This is a genomic window from Agromyces humatus (assembly GCF_021228295.1).
GTDB lineage: Bacteria > Actinomycetota > Actinomycetes > Actinomycetales > Microbacteriaceae > Agromyces > Agromyces humatus.
Genome location: NZ_JAJQPD010000005.1, coordinates 323,375 through 346,487, shown reverse-complemented (window position 1 = coordinate 346,487; position 23,113 = coordinate 323,375). Strand labels below are relative to the sequence as shown.

Annotated in this window: 23 protein-coding genes and 3 tRNA genes; 21 read left to right on the top strand and 5 right to left on the bottom strand. The window is 70.9% G+C overall.

Annotation, left to right across the window (positions count from 1 at the left end; translation table 11 throughout):
- Window positions 1–180: 180 nt before the first annotated feature.
- Window positions 181–894 carry a hypothetical protein gene (locus tag LSF15_RS11120; RefSeq protein WP_232498599.1) on the bottom strand — a complete coding sequence of 238 codons (714 nt, stop codon included), beginning with the start codon at window positions 892–894 and terminating at the stop codon, window positions 181–183.
- Between the two features lie 140 nt (window positions 895–1,034).
- Between LSF15_RS11120 and LSF15_RS11115 the strand changes: the two genes are divergently transcribed.
- Window positions 1,035–1,232, top strand: a complete 198-nt coding sequence (locus LSF15_RS11115) for a helix-turn-helix transcriptional regulator (protein ID WP_232498598.1) — start codon at window positions 1,035–1,037, stop codon at window positions 1,230–1,232.
- Complete coding sequence (locus LSF15_RS11110) at window positions 1,232–2,461, top strand: tyrosine-type recombinase/integrase (RefSeq protein WP_232498597.1); 1,230 nt, start codon at window positions 1,232–1,234, stop codon at window positions 2,459–2,461. The genes LSF15_RS11115 and LSF15_RS11110 overlap by 1 nt, the downstream gene beginning before the upstream one ends.
- 37 nt (window positions 2,462–2,498) lie before the next feature.
- Here the strand turns inward: LSF15_RS11110 and LSF15_RS11105 are convergent.
- The 3 genes from LSF15_RS11105 to LSF15_RS11095 form a co-directional block, all read right to left on the bottom strand.
- Window positions 2,499–2,571, bottom strand: a tRNA-Phe gene (locus LSF15_RS11105).
- 70 nt (window positions 2,572–2,641) lie between these two features.
- Window positions 2,642–2,715: transfer RNA gene (locus LSF15_RS11100), tRNA-Asp, on the bottom strand.
- Window positions 2,716–2,761: 46 nt separating this feature from the next.
- Window positions 2,762–2,834, bottom strand: a tRNA-Glu gene (locus LSF15_RS11095).
- Between the two features lie 222 nt (window positions 2,835–3,056).
- Here LSF15_RS11095 and LSF15_RS11090 point away from each other — a divergent pair.
- A complete protein-coding gene (locus LSF15_RS11090) occupies window positions 3,057–4,385 on the top strand; it encodes a M23 family metallopeptidase (protein ID WP_232498596.1) in 1,329 nt (442 codons plus the stop codon).
- Window positions 4,378–5,715, top strand: a complete 1,338-nt coding sequence (locus tag LSF15_RS11085; protein WP_232498595.1) for a C40 family peptidase — start codon at window positions 4,378–4,380, stop codon at window positions 5,713–5,715. Before LSF15_RS11090 ends, LSF15_RS11085 begins: the two co-directional genes overlap by 8 nt.
- A 154-nt stretch (window positions 5,716–5,869) precedes the next feature.
- Here LSF15_RS11085 and ppa read toward each other — a convergent pair whose 3' ends face one another.
- Window positions 5,870–6,355, bottom strand: a complete 486-nt coding sequence (gene ppa / locus LSF15_RS11080) for an inorganic diphosphatase (RefSeq protein WP_232498594.1) — start codon at window positions 6,353–6,355, stop codon at window positions 5,870–5,872.
- A gap of 59 nt (window positions 6,356–6,414) precedes the next feature.
- Between ppa and tilS the strand changes: the two genes are divergently transcribed.
- From tilS to LSF15_RS10995, 17 genes are all read left to right on the top strand, one after another.
- The gene (gene tilS / locus LSF15_RS11075; protein ID WP_232498593.1) at window positions 6,415–7,539 is read left to right on the top strand and encodes a tRNA lysidine(34) synthetase TilS; all 1,125 of its coding nucleotides are present in this window, start codon (window positions 6,415–6,417) and stop codon (window positions 7,537–7,539) included.
- Window positions 7,540–7,652: 113 nt separating this feature from the next.
- Complete coding sequence (gene hpt / locus LSF15_RS11070; RefSeq protein ID WP_232498592.1) at window positions 7,653–8,204, top strand: hypoxanthine phosphoribosyltransferase; 552 nt, start codon at window positions 7,653–7,655, stop codon at window positions 8,202–8,204.
- Window positions 8,205–8,351: 147 nt separating this feature from the next.
- The gene (gene ftsH / locus LSF15_RS11065; RefSeq protein ID WP_232498591.1) at window positions 8,352–10,364 is read left to right on the top strand and encodes an ATP-dependent zinc metalloprotease FtsH; all 2,013 of its coding nucleotides are present in this window, start codon (window positions 8,352–8,354) and stop codon (window positions 10,362–10,364) included.
- A gap of 22 nt (window positions 10,365–10,386) precedes the next feature.
- A complete protein-coding gene (gene folE, locus LSF15_RS11060) occupies window positions 10,387–10,980 on the top strand; it encodes a GTP cyclohydrolase I (protein WP_232498590.1) in 594 nt (197 codons plus the stop codon).
- Between the two features lie 118 nt (window positions 10,981–11,098).
- The gene (folP, locus tag LSF15_RS11055) at window positions 11,099–11,890 is read left to right on the top strand and encodes a dihydropteroate synthase (RefSeq protein ID WP_232498614.1); all 792 of its coding nucleotides are present in this window, start codon (window positions 11,099–11,101) and stop codon (window positions 11,888–11,890) included.
- Window positions 11,883–12,269, top strand: coding sequence for a dihydroneopterin aldolase (folB, locus tag LSF15_RS11050; protein WP_232498589.1), 387 nt, complete (start codon window positions 11,883–11,885; stop codon window positions 12,267–12,269). The genes folP and folB overlap by 8 nt, the downstream gene beginning before the upstream one ends.
- Complete coding sequence (gene folK, locus LSF15_RS11045; RefSeq protein ID WP_232498588.1) at window positions 12,266–12,751, top strand: 2-amino-4-hydroxy-6-hydroxymethyldihydropteridine diphosphokinase; 486 nt, start codon at window positions 12,266–12,268, stop codon at window positions 12,749–12,751. The genes folB and folK overlap by 4 nt, the downstream gene beginning before the upstream one ends.
- Entirely contained in the window at window positions 12,748–13,221 is a 474-nt protein-coding gene (locus LSF15_RS11040; RefSeq protein ID WP_232498587.1) for a DUF3180 domain-containing protein, read from the top strand. The genes folK and LSF15_RS11040 overlap by 4 nt, the downstream gene beginning before the upstream one ends.
- Window positions 13,214–13,687 (top strand): PH domain-containing protein, encoded by a 474-nt coding sequence (locus tag LSF15_RS11035; protein ID WP_232498586.1) that lies wholly within the window; start codon window positions 13,214–13,216, stop codon window positions 13,685–13,687. Before LSF15_RS11040 ends, LSF15_RS11035 begins: the two co-directional genes overlap by 8 nt.
- Complete coding sequence (locus tag LSF15_RS11030) at window positions 13,684–15,507, top strand: PH domain-containing protein (protein WP_232498585.1); 1,824 nt, start codon at window positions 13,684–13,686, stop codon at window positions 15,505–15,507. The genes LSF15_RS11035 and LSF15_RS11030 overlap by 4 nt, the downstream gene beginning before the upstream one ends.
- Window positions 15,504–16,262, top strand: a complete 759-nt coding sequence (locus tag LSF15_RS11025; protein WP_232498584.1) for a Rossmann-like and DUF2520 domain-containing protein — start codon at window positions 15,504–15,506, stop codon at window positions 16,260–16,262. The genes LSF15_RS11030 and LSF15_RS11025 overlap by 4 nt, the downstream gene beginning before the upstream one ends.
- Window positions 16,259–17,125 carry a pantoate--beta-alanine ligase gene (panC, locus tag LSF15_RS11020; RefSeq protein WP_232498583.1) on the top strand — a complete coding sequence of 289 codons (867 nt, stop codon included), beginning with the start codon at window positions 16,259–16,261 and terminating at the stop codon, window positions 17,123–17,125. The genes LSF15_RS11025 and panC overlap by 4 nt, the downstream gene beginning before the upstream one ends.
- 132 nt (window positions 17,126–17,257) lie before the next feature.
- On the top strand, window positions 17,258–18,790 hold the full coding sequence (gene lysS / locus LSF15_RS11015) for a lysine--tRNA ligase (RefSeq protein WP_232498582.1): 1,533 nt from the start codon (window positions 17,258–17,260) through the stop codon (window positions 18,788–18,790).
- A 35-nt stretch (window positions 18,791–18,825) separates the two neighbouring features.
- Window positions 18,826–18,975 carry a hypothetical protein gene (locus LSF15_RS11010; RefSeq protein WP_232498581.1) on the top strand — a complete coding sequence of 50 codons (150 nt, stop codon included), beginning with the start codon at window positions 18,826–18,828 and terminating at the stop codon, window positions 18,973–18,975.
- A gap of 185 nt (window positions 18,976–19,160) precedes the next feature.
- A complete protein-coding gene (locus LSF15_RS11005) occupies window positions 19,161–19,955 on the top strand; it encodes a DeoR/GlpR family DNA-binding transcription regulator (RefSeq protein ID WP_232498580.1) in 795 nt (264 codons plus the stop codon).
- Window positions 19,952–20,938, top strand: a complete 987-nt coding sequence (locus tag LSF15_RS11000; RefSeq protein WP_232498579.1) for a 1-phosphofructokinase family hexose kinase — start codon at window positions 19,952–19,954, stop codon at window positions 20,936–20,938. Before LSF15_RS11005 ends, LSF15_RS11000 begins: the two co-directional genes overlap by 4 nt.
- A gap of 10 nt (window positions 20,939–20,948) precedes the next feature.
- A complete protein-coding gene (locus tag LSF15_RS10995; RefSeq protein WP_232498578.1) occupies window positions 20,949–23,057 on the top strand; it encodes a PTS fructose transporter subunit IIABC in 2,109 nt (702 codons plus the stop codon).
- The last annotated feature ends 56 nt before the right edge of the window (window positions 23,058–23,113 follow it).

Here is a 23,113-nt window from a genome sequence, read left to right as displayed (position 1 = left end):
CTGCCTGCCAGCCCGGGGCGGAAGTCTCAGCAGCGGTGGCTGGCGTCGGCATCCTTGCTCGAAGCTTGTCGGCGGTTCCCTCACCGCCAACCCAGAGCTGCTACGGCTTCCGGATTGCGTTAGATACGGTCCCCCGCGGTCGCGACGCCAATGTAGTGACTCGCTCGGACGCATAGGCTTCTACCCCGCCCGTCCCCGCCGTCCAGGCGGCAGCAACCCGCGATCCCGAGCCTTCGTGACCCACCCCTGCGCAGTGGACAGCGCGACTCCGTTGAGCTCCGCCATCGTCGCGCTCGGATTCGCGTTACCCTGCTGCGTGAGCCGGCCGTGCTGCAGCGCGACCATCTCGTAGAAGTCCGGCACCTTCTTCGGATCGCCCAGCGGCTTGAGCAGCTCTCGCTCGCTGACCGTCCGCCCCGACGGCAGCACGATCTTGCCGCCCGTGATCGTCTCGGTCCGCTTCATCGCGAACAACCGCTTGTTGATCGCCGCCTCCATGCGAGCGGTCGGCAGCTCGCGCAGAAGCTGGCTCGTGATCGGGTCGCCTGGGCGCCACGGGAGGTAGATCACGCCAGTGATCCGAACTTCTTCGGGCACAGCGAACGCCTGACGCTGCAGCCGGATCATCACTCGCGTGTGCGTCGCGGTGTGCTCGATATATCGCCAGCGGCCGTCGATCGTCTCGTTCTCTTCAGACGCCTGCTGCCACTGTGCTTGCTCCTCGGTGTTGACCCAGTCGTTGTAGCCGAGCAGCCCGTCGATCTCTGCGCTCGGGTCATCGCTCCGCTCGCCGGGGAAACGGTTCGGCAAGTACCAGCCTTCGGGCAGGTCGGCCTGGACGAGCAGGCCGTCCTGCGACTGGTTCGCCCAAGGGGGAGCATCGGGTGGTCGCATGCGACGAGTCTAGCCACTCAACTCAGATACTTGCCGAAATACGTGAAGCCGTGGTAATCTCAGGTACTTGCAAATAGCCGTGCTTGTGCCGGCGTGCACCAGATGCCAGCACAGCGGCGAAATAGCCGAAGGGGTGCATCATGGTCGACGCCGCGCTGAGGGTCGAGTACCTGAGTCGCGTCGAGGCGGCCGCGCGGTGCCGCGTTCCGGTCTCGACGTTCGACAAGCTTCGTCACGACGGGCTGATCCCCGAGCCCGACGCGCACATGGGCAAGCACCTGCTCTGGAGTGCCGACACGATCGACGACCTGCTCGCGCGGGGTGGAACGGAACACTGATGGCAGGTCGGCCGAACCGGGATACCCCGACGAGGGTCGATCCGAGAACGGGCCGCCCGCTCCCGGAGGGCATCCGCTGGCGCGCCGACCGGCAGCGGTACCAGATCCGCGTCGTCGGCCCGAGCGTCGAGGGTGGCGCGGCCGAGCGGTCCCGCACGTTCCTGACGCTCGCCGAAGCCAAGCGCGAACTCGCGAAACTGGTCGCCGGCCGCAACCCGAACGGCTCGATGACCCTCGAGCAGTGGCACGAGAAGTACTGGCCGGCGATCGCATCATCCATCCGCCCGGCAACCGCGCGCAGCTACGGCGTGGCCTGGCGGCTCCGCGTCAAGCCGAGCCTCGGCCGACACCGGCTCGAAGACATCACCTCGCCGATGATCGAGTCGGCGATGGTCGCGTGGTCGGGCGGGCCATCCGCCAAGAACGACGCGCTCGCGGTGCTCTCACGCCTGCTCGACGGCGCACGCCGTTCCCGGTTCATCGACTACAACCCGGCCCGCGAGGTCAAGCGGCCGAGCATGCGCGAGTCCATCTCGCCAGTCTCGCGTGCGCTCACCCTCGACCAGATTCGTGCCCTGCTCGAGCTCGTTCCCGAAGGCGCCTACCGCGGCTACCTCGCGGCCCTCGTCTACACCGGCATGCGGGCGGGGGAGGCGACCGCGCTGCGCGTCGGCGACGTCGACTTCGAGCGCGGCATCATCCGCGTCAGCCGGTCGCTGAGTCCCGGCCAGCGCGGCGAGCTGATCGAGCAGTCGCCCAAGAGCCACAAGTCCCGCGACGTGCCACTGATCGACGCGCTGCGTCCATACGCTGAGGCCGCCGCGAGGGGCAAGCAGTCGAGCGACCTGCTGTTCGCCGGACCCGACGGAGGACGGCTCACCAACCACAACGCGCGACGAGGAGCCGACTGGGAGACGCTTCGCGAAGCGATCGGCCGGCCCGACCTGCGCATCCACGACCTGCGGCACACGTTCGCGACCATCCTGTTCGACGCCGGCGCCAGCGCGCCCGACGTGCAGGCGACCCTGGGCCACTCGAGCCTGCAGGTCACCGAGCGCTACTCACGCGCCCGCGAGGGCGTCGCGCTCCGTACCGGCGCGGCCCTCAACGACGCGCTCAAGAGCGGCGGCCGCGAACCAGCCCAGCGAACCAAAGAGCGGAGCCCCGCCGACCTTAATGGCACATTAATGGCACAGCCGCAGCGGCGACCCGGCGGAATCTCCCGCTGACACGAGAAAACCCCCGGTTACCCGGGGGTTTTGACTGTGGCTCCGACCGGCATCGATCCGGTGACCTTTCGATTTTCAGTCGAACGCTCTACCAACTGAGCTACAGAGCCTCGAGACGAAATCGCCTCGAATAAGGAGAAAAGCCCCTTCTCTCGTAAGGGAAAGGGCTTGTCGCCTGAGCGACCCTGACGGGACTTGAACCCGCGACCTCCGCCGTGACAGGGCGGCACGCTAACCAACTGCGCTACAGGGCCTCGTGGTGTTTCGCAACACCGGGCTGTTCAATTGTATGTCGTGCAGTGACCCCAACGGGATTCGAACCCGTGCTGCCGCCGTGAAAGGGCGGTGTCCTAGGCCACTAAACGATGGGGCCGGAGGTCTTGCCGGGGCAGGACCGCCGACAGCCAAGCATACGGAACATTTTCCGAGTTGGCAAAACGAGCGCAGCGGATGCCCCGGCACCGACCACGGGGCATCCGCCACACGCCCTCGACAATGCCCGGAATCCATGCGCGGCGCACCTATCGTGAAGGCTGCGAATGCCCGAGCGAGAGTGAGGAGCGGGGGGTCGAGCCGCCCGCGTGGACGGGGAACCATGGACCGCACCGCAGTCAGCACGCCGACCATCCGCACCCGAACGAGCCCTCGGCTGCCGGTTCGACGTGGACGGTTCGTGCGTCGATTGATCGCCGGGTTCGCGGTACTGGCCATCGCCCTGACGGGGCAGATCGTCGTCACCCCGCAACCCGCGTTCGCAGCCGACTACCCCACATGGGACGAGGTGCAGGCGGCCAAGCGCGACACCGCCGCGGGGGCGGCAGCGGTGAAGCAGATCACGGCCCTCATCGCCGAACTCGCGGCCAACGTCGAAGCGACCCGGGCAGAGGCCCAGCGGCGCACCGAAGAGCTCTTCGTCGCGCAGCAGAAGTACGACGACGCGGTGCAGCGGGCGGCGACGATCCAGGCCGAGGCCGATGCATCCGCCGCCGAGGCCGCCGAGGCCGAACGCAACGCCGGTCAGGTCGCCGCCCAGCTCTACCGATCCGGCGGCAGCGATCTCGGCGTCAACCTGTTCCTCGATGCGGGCGATTCGACCGGCACCGACGTGCTGCTCTCGAAGCTCGGCAACATGAGCAAGATGGTCGAGCGCACGAGCGCCATCTACGAGGCCGCGCAGGAGAAGGGCAACTCGGCGCAGGCGCTCAGCGACCAGGCCGAGGTGGCTCGCGGCGAGCGAGAGAAGCTGCGCGTGGCCGCCGAAGAGGCACTCGCCGTGGCGCAGGCGGCGCAGGCCGCGGCCGAGGCGGCGCTCGCCGAGTCCGAGGCGAAGAAGATCGAACTCGACGAGCAGCTGAAGTTCCTGAAGGATGCCGAGGCGAAGACCGCCGCGGCCTATCAGGAGGGCGAGCGCATCCGCAAGGCAGAGGAGGAGCGCCGCCGCAAAGAGGAGGAGCGGCGCCGTCAGGAGGCGATCAAGAACGGGTCGCCCGGTGTGGTGGCGGGCTCGGGCTGGTCGAAGCCGGCGTATGGGTGGATCTCAGGCTCCTACGGACCTCGACAGGTGATCTGCGGTGGCGGGTACTGCTCGAACAGCTTTCACTACGCCACCGACCTCGCCACCGGGTGCGACGCCCCGATCTACGCCGCCAACAGCGGCACCGTGACCTACGCGGGATGGTCGGGCAGCTACGGCAACTTCATCAAGATCGACCACGGCGGCGGCGTCTCGACCGGGTACGCGCACATCCGCCCCGGCGGGCTGTTCGTCGGCTACGGGCAGTGGGTGAACGCCGGCCAGCAGATCGCCGCGAGCGGCACGACCGGAGCGTCGACCGGCTGCCACCTGCACTTCGAGGTGTACGACGGGTGGAGCCGCATCAACCCGGTTCCGTTCATGTCCGCCCGCGGGGTCTACCTTGGCTGAGCACCGCACCCGGCCGATCTCGCGGGTGAAGCCCGTCACGGTGTTCTCCACGGTGGCGGTCGGCGCGGTCACCGCGTCGGTCGGTCTCGTCGGCGCGCCTGCCGCGGCCGAGCCCGACTACCCGTCGTGGAGCGACATCGAGCAGGCCAAGCACAACGAATCGACGAAGCAGGCCGAGATCGGCCGTCTCGGTGAGTTGCTCGCCGGCCTGCAGCGCGCGGCCGATGCCGCGGTGCAGACCTCGCAGATGGCCGACGAGGCGTGGCGGCAGGCGATCGATGCCCGAGATCGCGCGGCCGAGCGCGAGCGAACGCTCGGCGCGCAGGCCGACGAGGCCGACGCCGTCGCCGAGATCTCGAAGATGCGGGCAGGCCTGCTGGCGGCGCACCTCGCGCGAACCGCCGGACAGGATCTGAGCTCCGAGCTCCTGTTCGGCGGCGGCGGCGACGCCGCGGCGGCCGACGGGCTGCTCCGCCAGCTCGGCATGGCGACGAAGCTCGGCGAGCAGTCGCAGGGCGTCTACGAGCAGGCGCTCGCCGACCGGAACGCGGCCGACGCGCTGCGCGAGCAGGCGGCCGAGGCCGCCGCGCAGCGCGAGCGGCTTGCGGGCGTCGCCGAGCAACGGGCCGACGAGGCCCGATCGGCAGCGGATGCCGCGCTCTCGGCGGTCGCCGACGCCGAGGTGCGCTCGACCGAGCTCTACGCGCAGCTCGCGGCGCTCAAGGACACGACCGCCGACCTCGAGCGCGCTCGCGCCGAAGGCCTCGCCCGCGACGCGGCCGAGGAGGCGCTGCGTCGCGCGCAGGAGCAGGAGCTCGCCGACGAGCGGGCTCGTGCCGACGCCGAGGCCCGCGCCGCTGAAGCAGCCGGGCCGCCGAGCTCGGGTGGCGGTGCGCCGGTGGCGGCACCGGCGCCCGCACCGGCACCCCCGCCGCGGGCCGGCCCTGGTCCACCGAACTCGAGCGCCGTCGAGACGGCCATCTGGTTCGCGCGGCAGCAGCTCGGCGAACGCTATCGCCTGGGCGGTGCGGGCCCGAACGTGTGGGACTGCTCGGGCCTGACCAAGGCGGCATATGCCTCGGCGGGTATCGGCATCGGCACCCACTCGGCGACGAACCAGTACTTCACGCTCGCCGGCCGCGGAAACGCCGTGTCGCTCGGCAGCATCCAGCGAGGCGACCTGCTCTTCTGGGGATCGGGCGGCGACTACTACCACGTGGCGATCTACCTCGGCGGCGGGCGCATCCTCGAGGCCCCGCGTGAGGGGGTTCCCGTGCGCGAGTACTTCATCTGGGGATCGCCCTCGGCTGCAGCCCGCCCCGCCGGCTGAGCGCCCCTGAGACCAGCCCGCACTCCCGCCGACCCCGACCCCGACCCCGTCCCCGTCCTCGCGCGGTGTCTACAGGACAAAGGCCCAACTACAGGACGAGCTCGTCTCCCGAGTGTCCTGCGAATGGGCCTTCGTCCTGTGAACCGCGACCGGCTCAGTGACCGGGGTACGCCTCGATCGCCTTGGCGATGAGGCCCTCGGCCTCGGCAGCGTTCGCCCAGCCCTCGGTCTTGACCCACTTGCCGGGCTCGAGGTCCTTGTAGTGCTCGAAGAAGTGCTCGATCTCTTTGCGCGTGAACTCGGGGATGTCGTTCACGTCCTGGATGTGGTTCCAGCGCGGGTCGCCCGCGGGCACGCCGATGACCTTGGCGTCGCCGCCGCCGTCGTCGGTCATGTGGAAGACGCCGACCGGGCGCACCTTCACGCCGACGCCGGGGAACAGCGGGTAGTCGAGCAGCACGAGCACGTCGAGCGGGTCGCCGTCGTCGCCGAGCGTGTTCTCGAAGAACCCGTAATCGGTCGGGTAGGAGAACGACGTGTAGAGCACGCGGTCGAGGAAGACGCGACCGGTCTCGTGGTCGACCTCGTACTTGTTGCGGCTCCCCTTCGGGATCTCGATGACGGCGGCGTACTCGCCCATGTGGTTCTCCTCAGGTCTGGAAGCTTCGGCGCCCGTGGCGCGCGGAATAAGGTTACTTGATGCCTTCCGACGAGCCCACGGATGCCGCCACCCCCCGACGGCCGCGCCTGACGCCGCCGATCGCCGACGTGCGTCGCGCGGTGCGCACTGTGCTGCCTGCTGAGGGTCGAGGAAACGACGCAGGAGCTGTCTCGAGACCCGGTGCCGTCGGTCTCGAGACGCGCTCCGCGCTCCTCGACCCGCAGACCGCGCCGCTCGTGCTCGTCGCGCTGTCGGGCGGAGCCGACTCGCTCGCGCTCGCCGCGGCGACCGCCTTCGAGGCGCCGCGGGCGGGGTGGCGTGCGGGTGCGGTGATCGTCGACCACGGGTTGCAGGCAGGGTCGGCGGATGTCGCGGCGCACGCCGCGCGCCAGGGTCGCGAGCTCGGGCTCGATCCCGTCGTGGTGCGGCGGGTCGAGGTCTTGGGCGAGGGCGGGCCCGAGGCATCCGCTCGCGCTGCGCGCTACGGCGCGCTCGATGCCGTCGCCGACGAGACGGGCGCCGCGCTCGTGCTGCTCGGCCACACCCTCGACGACCAGGCCGAGACCGTGCTGCTCGGCCTCGCCCGGGGTTCCGGCACGGCCAGCCTCGCCGGCATGCCCGCCCGCTCCGGCCGCTACGCCCGCCCGCTGCTCGCGCTGCGGCGCGCCTCCACCCGGCAGGCCTGCCTCGACGCCGGCCTCGACCCATGGGACGACCCGCACAACACCGACGCCTCGTACGCGCGCGTGCGCGTGCGCGAACGAGTACTGCCGGTGCTCGAGGCCGAACTCGGTCCGGGCATCGCCGAGGCGCTCGCGCGCACGGCCGACCAGCTGCGCGAAGACGACGCGGCCTTCGCCGAGCAGATCGACGAGTTCATCGAGGAGATCTGCGAGCCCGCCGAGGCGGGTATCGCGGTGTCGGTCGGGGCGCTCGGCGCGAATCCCGCCGCGCTTCGGCAGCGTGTCATCCGCCACGTCGTGGCGAGCGAGTTCGGCGTCTCGCTCACCCGCGCGCAGACCCTCGAGGTCGCCCGGCTCGTGACCGACTGGCACGGCCAGGGCCCCATCGACCTGCCCGACGGCGTGCGCGCCTCGCGTTCGGGGCGCCACGTGTTCTTCTCGACCGCCGCATCGACCGCCGTACTGCCTCACGAACACTGACTGTGAAACGGGGGTTGAGGAGCGACAGAGGAGCGTCTCGAAACCCCGCCGACCGGTTTCGAGACGCTCGCTGCGCTCCCTCCTCAACCAGCGGTGATCGCTAGGATCGAGGCATGGATGCGCGCGAGATCGAGGCCGACCTCACCGAGGTGCTCGTCACCGAAGCCGAGATCCACGCGAAGCTGGCCGAGCTGGCCCGGCGCATCGAGGCCGACTACGAGGGCGAAGACCTGTTGCTCGTGGGCGTGCTCAAGGGGGCCGTCATGGTGATGGCCGACCTCGCCCGCGAGCTGCGCCCGCACGTGAACATGGACTGGATGGCGGTCTCGTCGTACGGCGCCGGCACGCAGTCGAGCGGCGTCGTGCGCATCGTGAAGGACCTCGACACCGACCTCACCGGGCGCCACGTGCTCATCGTCGAGGACATCATCGACTCGGGGCTCACGCTGCACTGGCTGCTCGGCAACCTCGAGTCCCGCGGCGCCGCGTCGATCGAGATCTGCGCCCTGCTGCGCAAGCCCGACGCCGCCAAGGTCGAGGTCGACGTGAAGTACCTCGGCTTCGACATCCCGAACCAGTTCGTCGTCGGCTACGGACTCGACTACGCCGAGCACTACCGCAACCTCCGCGACATCGCGATCCTGGCGCCGCACGTCTACTCGTGAGCTTCCCGTCGGTCGGGGAGCGAAGCGTCTCGAGACCCGTCGCGAAGTCTCGATACGGCGCTTCGCGCCCCCTCGACCGGCGGGCACTCGCGCCCTCAGCGAACAGGAAGCTGACGCACAGTTGAGCCGAGGTAGCCTTGCAGCACCATGAACATGAAGAAGATCCTGCGCGGGCCGATCATCTACATCCTGCTCGCCATCGTCGCCGTGTGGATCGGTTCGAGCCTCATCACCGCGTCGGGATTCCGTGAGGTCTCCACGCAGGAGGGCCTCGAACTCCTCGGCGATGGCAAGGTCTCGGCGGCGAAGATCGTCGACGGCGAGAATCGCGTCGACCTCACGCTGAGCGAGGCCGAGGGCGACCTCGGCACGCAGGTGCAGTTCTACTACGTCACGCCGCGCGGCACCGACGTCGTGAACGCGATCGACCAGGCCAACCCGGCCGACGGCTTCAACGACGAAGTCCCGCAGCCCAACTGGTTCCTCTCGATGCTCGGCATCCTGCTGCCGCTCGTGCTCATCGGCCTCTTCTTCTGGATCATGCTCTCGGGCATGCAGGGCGGCGGCAACCGCGTCATGCAGTTCGGCAAGTCGAAGGCCAAGCTCGTCACCAAGGAGAGCCCGAAGGTCACGTTCGACGACGTCGCCGGCGCCGAAGAGGCCATCGAAGAGCTGCACGAGATCAAGGAGTTCCTGAAGGAGCCCGCGAAGTTCCAGGCGGTCGGGGCGCGCATCCCCAAGGGCGTGCTGCTCTACGGCCCTCCCGGAACCGGCAAGACCCTGCTCGCCCGCGCGGTCGCGGGTGAGGCCGGCGTGCCGTTCTACTCGATCTCGGGATCGGACTTCGTCGAGATGTTCGTCGGCGTCGGTGCATCGCGCGTTCGCGACCTCTTCGACCAGGCCAAGCAGAACGCGCCGGCCATCATCTTCGTCGACGAGATCGACGCCGTCGGCCGTCACCGCGGCGCCGGACTCGGCGGCGGGCACGACGAGCGCGAGCAGACCCTGAACCAGCTGCTCGTCGAGATGGACGGGTTCGACCCGAAGACCAACGTCATCCTCATCGCGGCGACCAACCGCCCCGACATCCTCGACCCCGCGCTGCTGCGTCCGGGCCGCTTCGACCGGCAGATCGGCGTCGACGCGCCCGATCTCAAGGGCCGGCAGAAGATCCTCGAGGTGCACTCGAAGGGCAAGCCGCTCGCCAAGGGCGTCGACCTCGAGGTGCTCGCCCGCAAGACCCCCGGCTTCACGGGCGCCGACCTCGCGAACGTGCTCAACGAGGCCGCGCTGCTCACGGCCCGCTCGAATGCGCAGCTCATCGACAACCGCGCGCTCGACGAGGCCGTCGACCGCGTGATCGCAGGCCCGCAGCGTCGCTCGCGCGTCATGAAAGACAAAGAGAAGCTCATCACGGCCTACCACGAGGGCGGGCACGCCCTCGCGGCCGCGGCGATGAACTACACCGACCCCGTGACGAAGATCACGATCCTGCCGCGCGGACGCGCGCTCGGCTACACCATGGTCATGCCGCTCGAAGACAAGTACTCGATCACCCGCAACGAGCTGCTCGACCAGCTCACCTATGCGATGGGCGGGCGCGTCGCCGAAGAGATCGTGTTCCACGACCCCTCGACGGGTGCGTCGAACGACATCGAGAAGGCCACGTCGACGGCGCGCAAGATGGTGACCGAGTACGGCATGAGCGCGAACGTCGGCGCGATCAAGCTCGGTCAGTCGCAGGGCGAGGTCTTCCTCGGCCGCGACATGGGCCACCAGCGCGACTACTCCGAGCGGATCGCCGAGAAGGTCGACGCCGAGGTGCGCGCCCTCATCGAGCAGGCGCACGACGAGGCGTGGCAGGTGCTCAACGACAACCGCGAGATCCTCGACGCGCTCGCGGCCGAGCTGCTCGAGCGCGAGACGCTCGACCACAAGCAGATCGCCGAGATCTTCGCCGACGTGAAGAAGCTCCCCGAGCGCCCGCAGTGGCTCTCGAGCGACAAGCGTCCGGTCAGCGACATCCCGCCGATCGAGTTCCCGACCGAGAAGGCGCCGATCGACCAGGGCGCCGTCGACGGCGGCGTCGACTCCGGCCGCACGTCGGAGCCGGCAGCGGCACGCTCGCCCCGCTCGAACCCGCGCCCCGCGACCGCGTAACCGTCGACCCGAGAGGGGTTCCATGGCAGGAGTGGATGCGCAGCGCATCGAGCGTGCCGTGCGCGAGATCCTGCTCGCGATCGGTGAAGACCCCGAGCGGCCCGGCCTCGAGCGCACGCCGCAGCGCGTCGCCGAGGCGTACGCCGAGTTCTTCGGCGGGCTCGACGTCGACCCGCTGACCCACCTCGCCGACACCGTGCCCATCGGCACGACCGATGCCGGCGGGCCGACCACGTCCGACGCCGTGGTGTTGCGCGACCTCGCATTCCGGTCGGTGTGCGAGCACCACTTGCTGCCGTTCGTCGGCACGGCGCACGTCGCCTACCTGCCCGATGAACGGGTCGTCGGATTCGGCCGCATCCCCGCGGTGATCGACACGCTCGCGGCACGCCCGCAACTGCAGGAACGGCTCGCCGAAGAGATCGCCGACGCGCTCGTCGCGGGCCTCGACCCCAAGGGCGTGCTCGTCGTCCTCGTCGCGCAGCACCGATGCGTGACGACCCGCGGCCCGCGCCAGGAGCGCAGCTCGTCGGTCACGATCGTGAGCCGCGGCGCGCTCGCCGAGCCGGCGGCCAGAGCCGAGATCATGGCGTTGATCGGCGGGCGCGATGCCTGAAGAGCAACTGCGGGTTGAGGAGGCGCGCCAGCGCCGTCTCGAAACCGAGTCGGTCCAGAGGCCGGGAGTCGAGACGCGTCCTCCTTCGTCGGGCGCTCCTCGACCCACCACCCTGGTGATGGGCGTCGTGAACGTCACCCCCGACTCGTTCAGCGACGGTGGTCGCTGGTTCGATGCCGACGCCGCCATCGCGCATGGCCTCGAGCTCGTCGCCGAAGGCGCCGACATCCTCGATGTCGGCGGTGAGTCGACACGTCCCGGAGCGGCTCGGGTCGAACCCGATGAAGAGCTGCGCCGGGTGATCCCGGTCGTGCGCGAGTTCGCGAGCCGGGGCATCCGGGTGAGCGTCGACACGATGCGCGCGGCGACGGCCGAGGCGTCGGTCGAAGCCGGCGCCGAGATCATCAACGACGTGTCGGCGGGTCTCGCCGACGACGCGATGGGCCGGGTCGCCGCCGACACGGCGGCGCTGTACGTGGCGATGCACTGGCGCGGCCACTCCGATCGCATGGACGCGCTCTCGGTGTACGACGACGTCGCGGTCGAGGTGCGCGACGAGCTCTCGGTCCGCGTCGACTCGCTCGTCGCCGCCGGCGTGGCACCCGACCGCCTGATCGTCGACCCCGGGCTGGGCTTCTCGAAGCGCGGCGAGCAGAACTGGCAGCTGCTCGGCCGCCTCGACGTGCTCGGCGAGCTGGGGCTGCCCATGCTCGTCGGCGCGTCGCGCAAGCGATTCCTCGGTGCGCTGCTGCCCGACGGGGCATCCGTGACCGAACGCGACCTGCCCACGGCGATCGTGAGCGTGCTCGCCGCACAGGCCGGGGCGTGGGCGGTGCGCGTGCACGATGTGCGGGGCACGCGCCGTGCGCTCGACGTCCTCGGGGCGTGGCAGAGTGGACGACGTGGCTGAACTGCGCAGAAGTGACCGGGCAGACCGGATCACCATCACCGGCCTGCGCGTGCACGCCAACCACGGCGTCTTCGACTTCGAGCGCGCCGCCGGCCAGGAGTTCGTCATCGACGTGTCGGTCGTGGTCGACCTCGCCGCAGCGGCCTCGGGCGACGACCTCGGGCGAACCGTGCACTACGGCGAGCTCGCCGAAGCGGTCGTCGCGGCGGTCGAGCGCGATCCGGTCGACCTCATCGAGACGGTCGCCGAGCGCGTCGCGGGCGTCGCGCTCGGCTGGGCGGCGGTCGACGAGGTCGAGGTCACGGTGCACAAGCCGCAGGCGCCCATCTCAGTCCCCTTCACCGATGTCTCGGTGACGATCGTGCGAGGCCGGGCATGACCCGCGCAGTGATCGCGTTCGGCGCGAACCTCGGCGACCGTGAGTCCACGATCGCGGCTGCCACCCGCGAGTTGGCGGCCTCCGAAGGGGTCGAGCTCGTCGCAGTGTCGCCCGTCTACGAGAGCGCGGCCATCAAGACCACCGGCGTCGACCCGACGGCGCCCGCGTACCTCAACGGCGTCATCGTCGTCGAGACCTCGCTCGATCCGCACGCCCTGCTCGACGTGTTGCAGGCGCTCGAGCACGAGCACGGCCGCGTGCGCGACGAACGGTGGGGCGACCGCACCCTCGACCTCGACATCATCGACTTCGGCGGGCGCCGGCTCGCCGACGAGCGGCTCGAGCTGCCGCACCCGCGGGCGTGGCAGCGCGCGTTCGTGCTGCAACCCTGGCTCGACGTCGACCCCGCCGCGGTGCTCGCGGGCCGCGGGCCCGTCGCCGAGCTGCGTGCCGCAGCAGCAGACGAGGTGGTGCGCCGATGAAGCGCACGCGCCTCTCGACCATCGTCGCATTCACGCTCGGCGGGCTCGTCATCGGCTATCTCGGCGACCTCGCGATCGTCTCCGCCGGCACGAAGGCGCTCGTGCCGCCGATCTCGCTCGCCATCACGCTCGCCGGTGTCGCGGTCATCGTCGTGACGCTCGCCTGGCCGATCCGGCGGGCCGTCAAGGGAACAGCCACGAAGCACCTCGACCCGTTCCGTGCAATGCGCATCGCGGTGCTCGCCAAGGCGTGCAGCCTCAGCGGCGCCCTCGTGCTGGGCATCGGCCTCGGCATCACCCTGTTCCTCATCACCCGCAGCGTCGTGCCATCGGCGGGCACGATCTGGCTGGCGCTCGCCACGGCGGTCGGCGCGGGACTGCTGCTCGCCGGCGGACTCGTCGCCGAGTGGTGCTGCACGCTCCCCCCCGACGACACCGACACCGAGAAGGAAGAACACGCTCATGCATGAGGTCGACGCAGACTGGCGGCGGGTCTCGCCGAAGTACGTGGTCGTCGAGGTCGTGGGCTCGCTCATCGGCATGGCCGTGTTCGTCGGCGTGGGGCTCGTCGTGTACTTCCTGTTCGACCAGCAGTGGGCGCTGTGGGTGGCGATCGCCATCGCCGTGGCGTCGATCATCGGCATCGCGCTCGAGCCCCGCCGCGTGCGCTCCATCCAGTACCGCCTGCGCGAAGACGACCTGCTGTTCCGTCGGGGCATCATGTTCCAGCGGCAGGTGGCGGTGCCCTACGGGCGCATGCAGCTCGTCGACATCACCCGCGGTCCCGTCGCGCGTGCGCTCGGACTCGCCGACCTCAAGTTCGTGACCGCCGCCGCCGCGACCGCGGTCACGGTTCCCGGCCTCCCCATGGAAGAGGCCGACCGCCTGCGCGACGAGTTGGTCGCGCTCGCCGAGACCCGCAGGGCGGGGTTGTGAGCGCACCCACCCGCCCGGCACCGGTCACGAACCTCGCCGACGGCGAGTGGCATCGGCTGCACCCGGCGAGCCCCCTGCTGCGCGGCGGACTCGTCTTCCTCGCCGTGCTCGGCTTCATCATCGCGAACCTGCGCGAGCGCGCCATCGACCTCTTCCTCGTGATCTTCGCCCCCGACGCCGAGCGCTTCGGCGGTCGTGGCGGCCCGACGGGGGACGACTGGGCGAACGACCCCGTCGGTGCGATCGTGACCAACGGCCTCGTCGGGTGGGCCCTCGTGGCGCTCCTCGTCGTCGTCATCGCCGTGATCGTCGGGTTCTGGTTGTCGTGGCGCATGCACACGTTCCGCGTGACGCCCGAGGCCGTCGAGGTGAAGAGCGGCATCCTGTTCCGCTCGCACCGCAGCGCACGACTCGACCGCATCCAGGGCATCAACGTGAACCGGCCGCTGTTCGCCCGGCTCTTCGGCACGGCGAAGCTCGAGGTGTCGGTGGCCGGGCAGTCGGCCAACGTGCAACTCTCGTATCTCGGATCGACGCTCGCCGACGGACTCCGCGCCGACGTGCTGCGGCTCGCGTCGGGCGCGCGCGCCGAGAGGGCGGCGACGCAGGCCGCCGCCGCGACCGGGGTTGCCCTCGGCGCGACATCCGCCGACCCGTCGCCGGCGCAGCCGGCCGAACCGGGCCCGGCCGCCGCGCCGGCCCAGCCGGCGGCGTCGGCGGATTCGGGCCGACCCGCGGCGGCCGGCGTGCCGCTGACCGCTCGCGCCGGCGGGCTCGTGACGCATCGCGTCGACGAGTTCCTCGCTCCCGAACTCGACCCCGACCTCGCGCCGCCCGAGTCGGTCGTGCACCTGCCGCTCGGGCGGATGATCGGTTCGACCGTGCTCGGCGGGTCCACCATCTGGGCGATCGTGCTCGTGGCGATCATCGTGGCCGGCGTCACGTCGGGTCAGCTCTGGGTGCTGTTCAGCTTCGTGCCCGCCGCGATCGGACTCGTGAGCTACATGTGGTCGCGCATCACCAAGTCGCTGCGCTACTCGATCGCGGGCACTCCCGACGGGGTTCGCATCGGCCACGGGCTGCTGTCGACCGGCAACCAGACGATCCCGCCCGGTCGCATCCACGCCATCGAGGCCACCCAATGGGTGTTCTGGCGGCCGTTCGGGTGGTGGTCGGTTCGCATCAACGTCGCGGGCCAATCGGTGAGCGCGTCGAACGAGGCGGCCCAGCGCACGCTCGTCCTCCCCGTCGGCACCATCGCCGACGTGCACCGGGTGCTCGGACTGCTGCTGCCCGATGCCGCGACCGAGGTCGAGCCGTTCGTCGTCGCGGGCCTCACCGGCCGGGGCGACGGCGGGGGCTTCTCGAGCACCCCGCGGCGTGCCGCCTGGCTCCACCCGTTCTCGTGGCGTCGCATCGGCTGGGCGGCGGCGTCCGGCGTCGCGATCATCCGCAGCGGTGCGCTCGTGCGCAGCCTCACCCTGGTGCCGCTCGCGCGCATGCAGTCGGTCGCGGTCTCGGTCGGCCCGATCGATCGTGCCCTCGACCTCGCCGGCATCCGGCTGCACACCGTCACGGGCCCGGTGAGCGCCGTACTCCCCGTCGTCGACCGCGGCGAGGCCATGCGACTCTTCGAGCGGCTCTCCGAAGAAGCGGTCGAACGCGCCGCGAGCGACACGACGCACCACTGGGGAGCCGCCCAGGCCGCCCAGGCCGCCCAGGCCCCCGCTGCCCACGAAGCTGCGCACGGGGAACCGAACGACGAGCCTCCGACCGACGTGACGCCGACCGATGAGCCCTCCGAAGGACCGGTCCGATGAGCGCTGAGCGCGCGGGGCGGCTCGGCGTCGGCACGATCGGTGCAGGGCGGGTGGGTGCCGTGCTCGCCTCGGCGCTCGCGGGCGCCGGTCACGCGCTCACGGGCATCGCCGCGGTCTCCGACGCGAGCCGCGAACGGGCAGCGGCGATGCTGCCGTCGGTGCCGGTGCTGCCGATCCCCGAGATCATCGAACGCAGTGAGCTCGTGCTGCTCGCCGTACCCGAAGCCGAGCTCGCTCCGCTCGTGGCCGGGCTCGCCGAGGCGGGCGCGTGGCAGCCCGGGCAACTCGTGCTGCACACCGCAGCACGGTTCGGCACCGCCGTGCTCGACCCGGCGCGCGCGGCAGGGGTCATCCCGCTGGCCGTGCACCCGGCGATGAGCTTCACCGGCACGAGCATCGACCTCGCACGCCTGCCGGGCACCTGGTTCGCGGTGACGGCGCCGACCCCGGTGCTGCCCATCGGGCAGGCGCTCGTCGTCGAGATGGGCGGTGAGCCGTTCGTCGTCGCCGAGGCCGACCGGGCCGCGTACGGCGAGGCCATCGACACGGCGACGTCGTTCTCGAGCGCCATCGTCGACCAGGCGAGCGGGCTGCTCGACGGCATCGGGGTTTCGCGCCCCGGCGCGGTGCTCGCGTCGCTCGTGCGCTCGAGCGTCGAGAACGCGCTCGCGCGCCACGACAGCGGACCCCTGCCCGAGGGGGCGGGTACGATCGACGAGGCCGGCACCGACCGGCCGCTGGGAGGTGGCGCGTGACCGAGGTCACCGCGGACACACGGGTGGTGTCGACGATCGCCGAGCTGCGCGGGCTGCTCGCCGAACGGCGCGCGGGCGGGTCATCCGTCGCGCTGGTGCCGACCATGGGCGCACTGCACGACGGCCATCTCGCCCTCGTGCGCCGGGCCCGTGAGCTCGCCGACGTGGTCGTCGTCTCGATCTTCGTGAACCCGCTGCAGTTCGGGCCCGGGGAAGACCTCGACCGCTACCCTCGCACGCTCGACGCCGACGTCGCGGCGCTCGCCGAGCACGGCGTCGAGTTCGTGTTCGCGCCCGCCGCCGAGGTGATGTACCCCGCCGGCCCGGTCGAGACCACGATCGCCGCCGGGCACATCGGCACCCTCTACGAGGGCGCGTCGCGCCCCGGGCACTTCGACGGCATGCTCACCGTCGTCGCGAAGCTGCTCAACATCGTGCAGCCCGACGTCGTGGAGTTCGGCCAGAAGGACGCGCAGCAGGTCTTCCTCGTTCGCCGCATGGTGCGCGAGTTCGACGTGCCGGCCGTCGTCGACGTCGTGCCGACGGTGCGCGAGGCCGACGGGCTCGCGCTCTCGAGCCGCAATCGCTACCTCGACGAGTCGCAGCGCATGGCCGCGCTCACGCTCTCCGAGGCGTTGCGTGCCGCCGAGGCGGCAGCCGGCGACGGGCTCGCCGAGGTGCTCGCCGAGGGCGCCGCGGCCTTCGGCGACCATGACGACGTCACCCTCGACTACCTCGTCGTCGTCGACCCCGAGACGTTCCTGCCGGTCGCCGACGATGCCAGGGGCGACGCGGTCGCGCTCGTGGCCGCCCGTGTCGGCTCGACGCGCCTCATCGACAACACGACGATCTCGCTCGGCTGAGACATCCGCCTTCGAGGAGCGCAGCGTATCGAGACCCGAGTCGCGCGGGTCTCGATATGCTCCTTCGTCGCTACTCGACCGGCAGGCGCAAGTAGGCTGGTGCCCGCACGTTTCCGCGAACGAGAGTGAACGATGGCCGAAACCACAACGGATGCCGCAGCCGAGCCCACTGCCGAGGAGGTCTCCGAGCAGAAGGCGGTGCGGCTCGCCAAGCGCGAGCGCCTGATCGCGGCATCCGACGACCTCGCACTCGGCGCCTACCCGGTGCGCCTGCCGATCACGGCGACGATCCCCGAGGTGCGCGACCGGTTCGTCGGCCTCGGCGTCGATGAGGCCAGCGGCGAGCAGGTCGGCCTCGCCGGCCGAGTCGTGTTCTCGCGCAACACGGGCAAGCTCTGCTTCGCCACGCTGCAGTCGGGCGACGGCAACCGCATCCAGGCCATGGTTTCGCTCGCCGAGGTGGGTGAGCAGTCGCTCGCCGACTGGAAGGAACTCGTCGACCTCGGCGACCACGTCTTCGTGGCGGGCGAGGTCATCACGAGTCGTCGCGGTGAACTCTCGATCATGGTGAGCGAGTGGCGCATCGCGTCGAAGGCGATCCTGCCGCTGCCGAACCTGCACAACGAGCTCAGCGAAGAGACACGGGTTCGCAGCCGCTACCTCGACCTCATCGCCCGTGAGCAGGCGCGCAAGAACGTCATCGACCGGGCCAAGGTCAACGCGAGCCTGCGCCGCACGTTCGACTCGCTCGGCTTCATCGAAGTCGAGACGCCCATGCTGCAGGTCATGCACGGCGGCGCGTCGGCCCGCCCGTTCGTGACGAACTCCAACGCGTTCGATACCGACCTCTTCCTGCGCATCGCGCCCGAGCTCTACCTCAAGCGCGCCGTCGTCGGCGGCATCGAGCGGGTGTACGAGATCAACCGCAACTTCCGCAACGAGGGCGCCGACTCGACGCACAGCCCCGAGTTCGCGATGCTCGAGGCCTACCAGGCCTACGGCGACTACAACACGATCGCCGACCTCACGCAGCAGCTCATCCAAGATGCGGCGATCGCGGTCTCCGGCCGTCACGTGGTGACTTGGGCCGACGGCACCGAGTTCGACCTCGGCGGCGACTGGGCGCGCATCTCGATGTACGACTCGCTCTCCGAGGCCGTCGGTGAGAAGATCACCGCCGAGACGCCCATGTCGCGCTTGACGGAGCTCGCCGACGCCGAGGGCATCGAGATCGACCACCCGCTGCCCGGCAAGTACGTCGAAGAGCTCTGGGAGCACCACGTGAAGGGCGGTCTCGAGCGGCCGACCTTCGTCATGGACTTCCCGCTCGACACGTCACCCCTCGTGCGCGGGCACCGCACGATTCCCGGCCTCGTCGAGAAGTGGGATCTCTACGTGCGCGGCTTCGAGCTCGCGACCGGGTACTCCGAGCTCGTCGACCCGGTCGTGCAGCGCGAGCGCTTCGTCGAGCAGGCGAAGCTCGCCGCGGGCGGCGACCCCGAGGCCATGCGCCTCGACGAGGAGTTCCTTCGCGCCCTCGAGTTCGGCATGCCGCCGTCGGGTGGCATGGGCATGGGCATCGACCGTCTGCTCATGGCGCTCACCGGCCTCGGCATCCGCGAGACCATCCTCTTCCCGCTGGTCAAGCAGACGTCGGTCGAGTAGCGCAAGCTCGTATCGAGACCACGATCGGAACGAATGTGAACGACTACCTCCCCAAGAAGGACCTCGAGCCCGACCCCGACCCGAAGCGCCCGTCGAACACGCGCCTCGCGATCTGGATCATCGTCGGCGCGATCGGCGCATACCTGCTCGGCTCCGGCATCTGGGGCATCATCGCCGCCGGCTGAGTCGCCGCGCCCCTGCTCGACCTGAAGGCCCGATCTGAGTGATCGGGCCTTCGACGTGTTCCTGCCGCTTCGCTCCCCGGAAATCTGCGAATATGTTGCTTTCTGTTGGTTTGTGTGTGAATATTGCTCACACGTCGACGGCGACCGACCGGCGGCGCATGGCATTGGCAGACCGGGAGGGCCGCATGTACGCGACGGAGCGACACCAGCACATCGCCGACACCATCGATCGCGTCGGCCGCGTCTCGGTGGCCGGCCTCGCGCGCGACTTCGGCGTCACGACCGAGACCATCCGCCGCGATCTCGACGCCCTCGAGCAGCTCGGGCGACTGCGCCGCGTGCACGGCGGAGCGGTTCCCGCCGGGCAGTCCGCGCTCGCCGAGACCTCCCTCGACGAACGGCTCGTCCGCGACGCCGCCCAGAAGGACACGATCGCCCGGGCGGCGCTCGCCCTGATCCCGCCGACGTTCCGCGGTTCAGTGCTGCTCGACTCGGGCAGCACGACCGGTCGGCTCGCCGAACTGCTCGCGGCATGGGCGCCCGACGAGAACGGCGCGGTCCTCGACATCTCCACGAACTCGATTCCCCTCGCCGCCCGCCTCCACGCCGTCGCCAACCCGCACCTGCGGCTGCGAAGCCTCGGCGGCGCCGTTCGCGGCATCACCGGCGCGGCCGTCGGCCCGACGACGATCGCCCAGCTCAGCGAAATCCGGCCCGACCTCGCGTTCGTCGGCGCGAACGGCGTGAGCGCCGAGTTCGGGCTCTCCACGCCCGACGAGACCGAGGCGGCGGCGAAGGCCGCCATGGTGCACGCCGCCCGCCGCGTCGTGGTGCTCGCCGACTCCTCCAAGCTCGACGCCGAGTCGCTCGTGCGATTCGCCTGCCTCGACGAGATCGACACCCTCATCACCGACGCCGCGCCGGCGCCCGACCTCGCCGCGTCGCTCTCCGACGCCGACGTGCAGGTGGTGCTCGCATGATCGTGACGCTCACCGCCAACCCCTCGCTCGACCGCACCGTCGAGCTGGCCGAGGCCCTCGAGCCCGGTGCCGTGCAGCGAGCCACGAGTACCCGCCAGGACCCGGGCGGCAAGGGCGTCAACGTGACCCGGGCCCTCCGGGCATCGGGCATCGAGTCGATCGCCGTGCTGCCCGCGCCCGCCGGCGACCCCTTGCTCGCCGCGCTCGACGCCGAGGGCGTGCTCCACCGCGCCGTGCCGATCGACGGCGCCGTGCGCACCAACCTCACGATCGTGGATGCCGCCGGCGTGACCACGAAGGTGAACGAACCCGGGCCCGACCTCGACGAGGCCGCGCAGGCGCGGGTCATCGCCGAGACCGCTGAGGCCTCGGTGGGGGCCGACTGGCTCGTGCTCGCCGGGTCGCTCCCGCCGGGTGCTCCCGACGACTTCTACGTGCGCGTCGTCGAGGCCGCGCGGCTCGCCGCCGAGCGCGCCGGCGTCGCCGCGCCGCGGGTCGCGGCCGACACCTCCGGCCCCGCGCTGGCCGCACTCCTCGAGCCGGGCGTCCGCATCGATCTCATCAAGCCCAACGCCGAAGAGCTCGCCGAGCTCACCGGCTCCTCCGACGAAGCCGCCCTCGAGGCCGGCCCCGACGAGGCGATCGCCCTCGCTCGCTCGATCCCCGCCGACCGGGTGCGCGCGAGCCTCGTCACGCTCGGTGCCATGGGCGCCGCGCTCGTGGACGGGGATCACGCCTGGTTCGCGCGGGCTCCCCGCGTCGTGCCGCGAAGCACCGTGGGCGCGGGCGACTGCTCGCTCGCGGGCTTCCTCGTCGCCTCGGTCGAGGGTGCGTCGCCGGCCGACGCGCTCGCCCGTGCCGTGGCATCCGGTGCCGCAGCAGTCGCCCTCCCGGGCAGTGCGGTGCCCACCCGAGACCAGGTCGACCCGGCCCGGGTCGCCGTCATCGAGGTCGCCGGTCTTCCGGTCGGCGACCGCCAGTAAGGAGAACCCCATGTCCGACATCATCGAACCGGGCCTGGTCGTGCTCGATGCCGATCTCGGCGCCCAGAAGTCCGACGTCATCCGGGCGCTCACAGCACGCGTCGCCGAGAGCGGCCGTGCCACCGACGCCGAGGCGCTCTTCGCCGACGCGTGGAAGCGCGAGCAGCAGGCACCGACGGGGCTGCCCGGCGGGCTCGCCATCCCGCATGCGAAGTCGCCGGCGGTGCAGCAGGCGAGCCTCGCGATCGCCCGGCTCGCCCGTCCCGTCGAGTTCGACGAGGGCGAGGACGCAGACCTGGTGTTCCTCATCGCGGCGCCCGACACTGCGGCGCAGGAGCACCTCGCGCTCCTGTCGACGCTCGCCCGGTCGCTCATGCGAGACGACTTCGTGTCGTCGCTCCGAAGCGCCGCCACTCCCGACGAGGTCGTCGGCATCGTGCAGGGCGCGCTCGCCGCCGACGACGAGGACGAGGCCGATGCGGCCGACGAGGCCGAACCTACGACGGCATCGGCCGCGGCATCGGCCGCGGCGCCGGCCGTGGCGCCGGCCGTGGCATCGGCCGCGGCCGCAGGCGCGACGCCGGTCGACGGCGATGCGGCATCCGCTCGCCGCTCGATCGTGGCCGTGACCGCCTGCCCCACCGGCATCGCTCACACCTACATGGCAGCTGACGCGCTGGCCGCCGCTGCTGAGCGCGCAGGGGTCGACTACCACGTCGAGACGCAGGGCTCGTCGGGCGCCAAGCCCCTCGACCCCGCCGTGATCGCCGCGGCCGACGCAGTGATCTTCGCCGTCGACGTCGACGTGCGCGACAAAGGTCGTTTCGCCGGCAAGCCGGTGGTGCAGGCGCCCGTCAAGCGCGGCATCGACGAACCCGACGCGCTCGTCGCCAAGGCGCTGTCCGCGGCATCCGATCCGAGCGCCCCACGCGTGCCCGCCGACGGTGGCGCGACCGGCGCGACCGCCGCGGTTTCCGGCGGCCAGTCGTTCGGCTCCAACCTCAAGCGGTGGCTCCTCACCGGCGTCAGCTACATGATCCCGTTCGTCGCGGCGGGTGGCCTGATCATCGCGCTGGCCTTCCTGATCGGCGGCTACGAGATCGGGGAGAATGCCGGCGACATCGTCCTCAACAATGCACTCTGGAACCTTCCGCCGGGTGGCCTCTCCGAATACATCGGGTCTGTGCTGATCGTGATCGGCTCGGCGTCGATGGCGTTCCTCGTCCCGGCGCTGTCCGGCTACATCGCCTATGCCATGGCCGACCGGCCCGGTATCGCGCCGGGCTTCGTGGCCGGCTCGGTCGCGCTGGTCCTGAACGCGGGCTTCCTCGGCGGCCTCGTCGGTGGCCTGCTCGCGGGCGCCGCGGCCATGTGGCTCGGCCGGCTCCGGCCGCCGCGCTGGCTCCAGGGCCTCATGCCCGTCGTCATCATCCCGCTCCTCGCATCGCTGTTCTCGTCAGGCCTGCTCCTGCTGATCCTGGGCGCCCCCATTGCGACGCTCATGATGTGGCTCACCGACTGGCTGAACTCGCTCACCGGCGTCAGCGCGATCGCCCTCGGCGCGATCCTCGGGCTCATGATGGGCTTCGACCTCGGCGGGCCCGTGAACAAGGTCGCCTACGCCTTCGCGGTCACGGGTCTGGCCGCCGGTTCGATCGAGAACCAGGCACCATGGCAGATCATGGCCGCCGTCATGGCGGCGGGCATGGTGCCGCCGCTCGGCATGGCCCTCGCCTCGACGGTGCTCGCGCGTCGGCTCTTCACCGAGCCCGAGCGGGAGAACGGTGTGGCGGCGTGGCTGCTCGGCCTCTCGTTCATCTCGGAGGGGGCGATCCCGTTCGCCGCCGCCGACCCGTTGCGCGTGATCGCGTCCTCGATGGTCGGCGGAGCGACGGCGGGTGCCATCTGCATGGCCGCGGGCGTCACCTCACAGGCTCCGCATGGCGGCATCTTCGTCTTCTTCGCGATCGGCAACTTCGGGATGTTCCTCCTCGCGATCCTCGTCGGCACCTTGGTGATGGGGTTCATGGTGGTCGCGCTGAAGCGCTGGGCACGCCGTTCGGTCGCCGTCGACACGGCTGCCGAGGTCGCCGCAGGAGCCGCGGTCGCGACGGCCTGAACCGGCGGATCCGCGCACGAGGGCGCGGCGGGGATGAACACCCGTCGCGCCCTCGT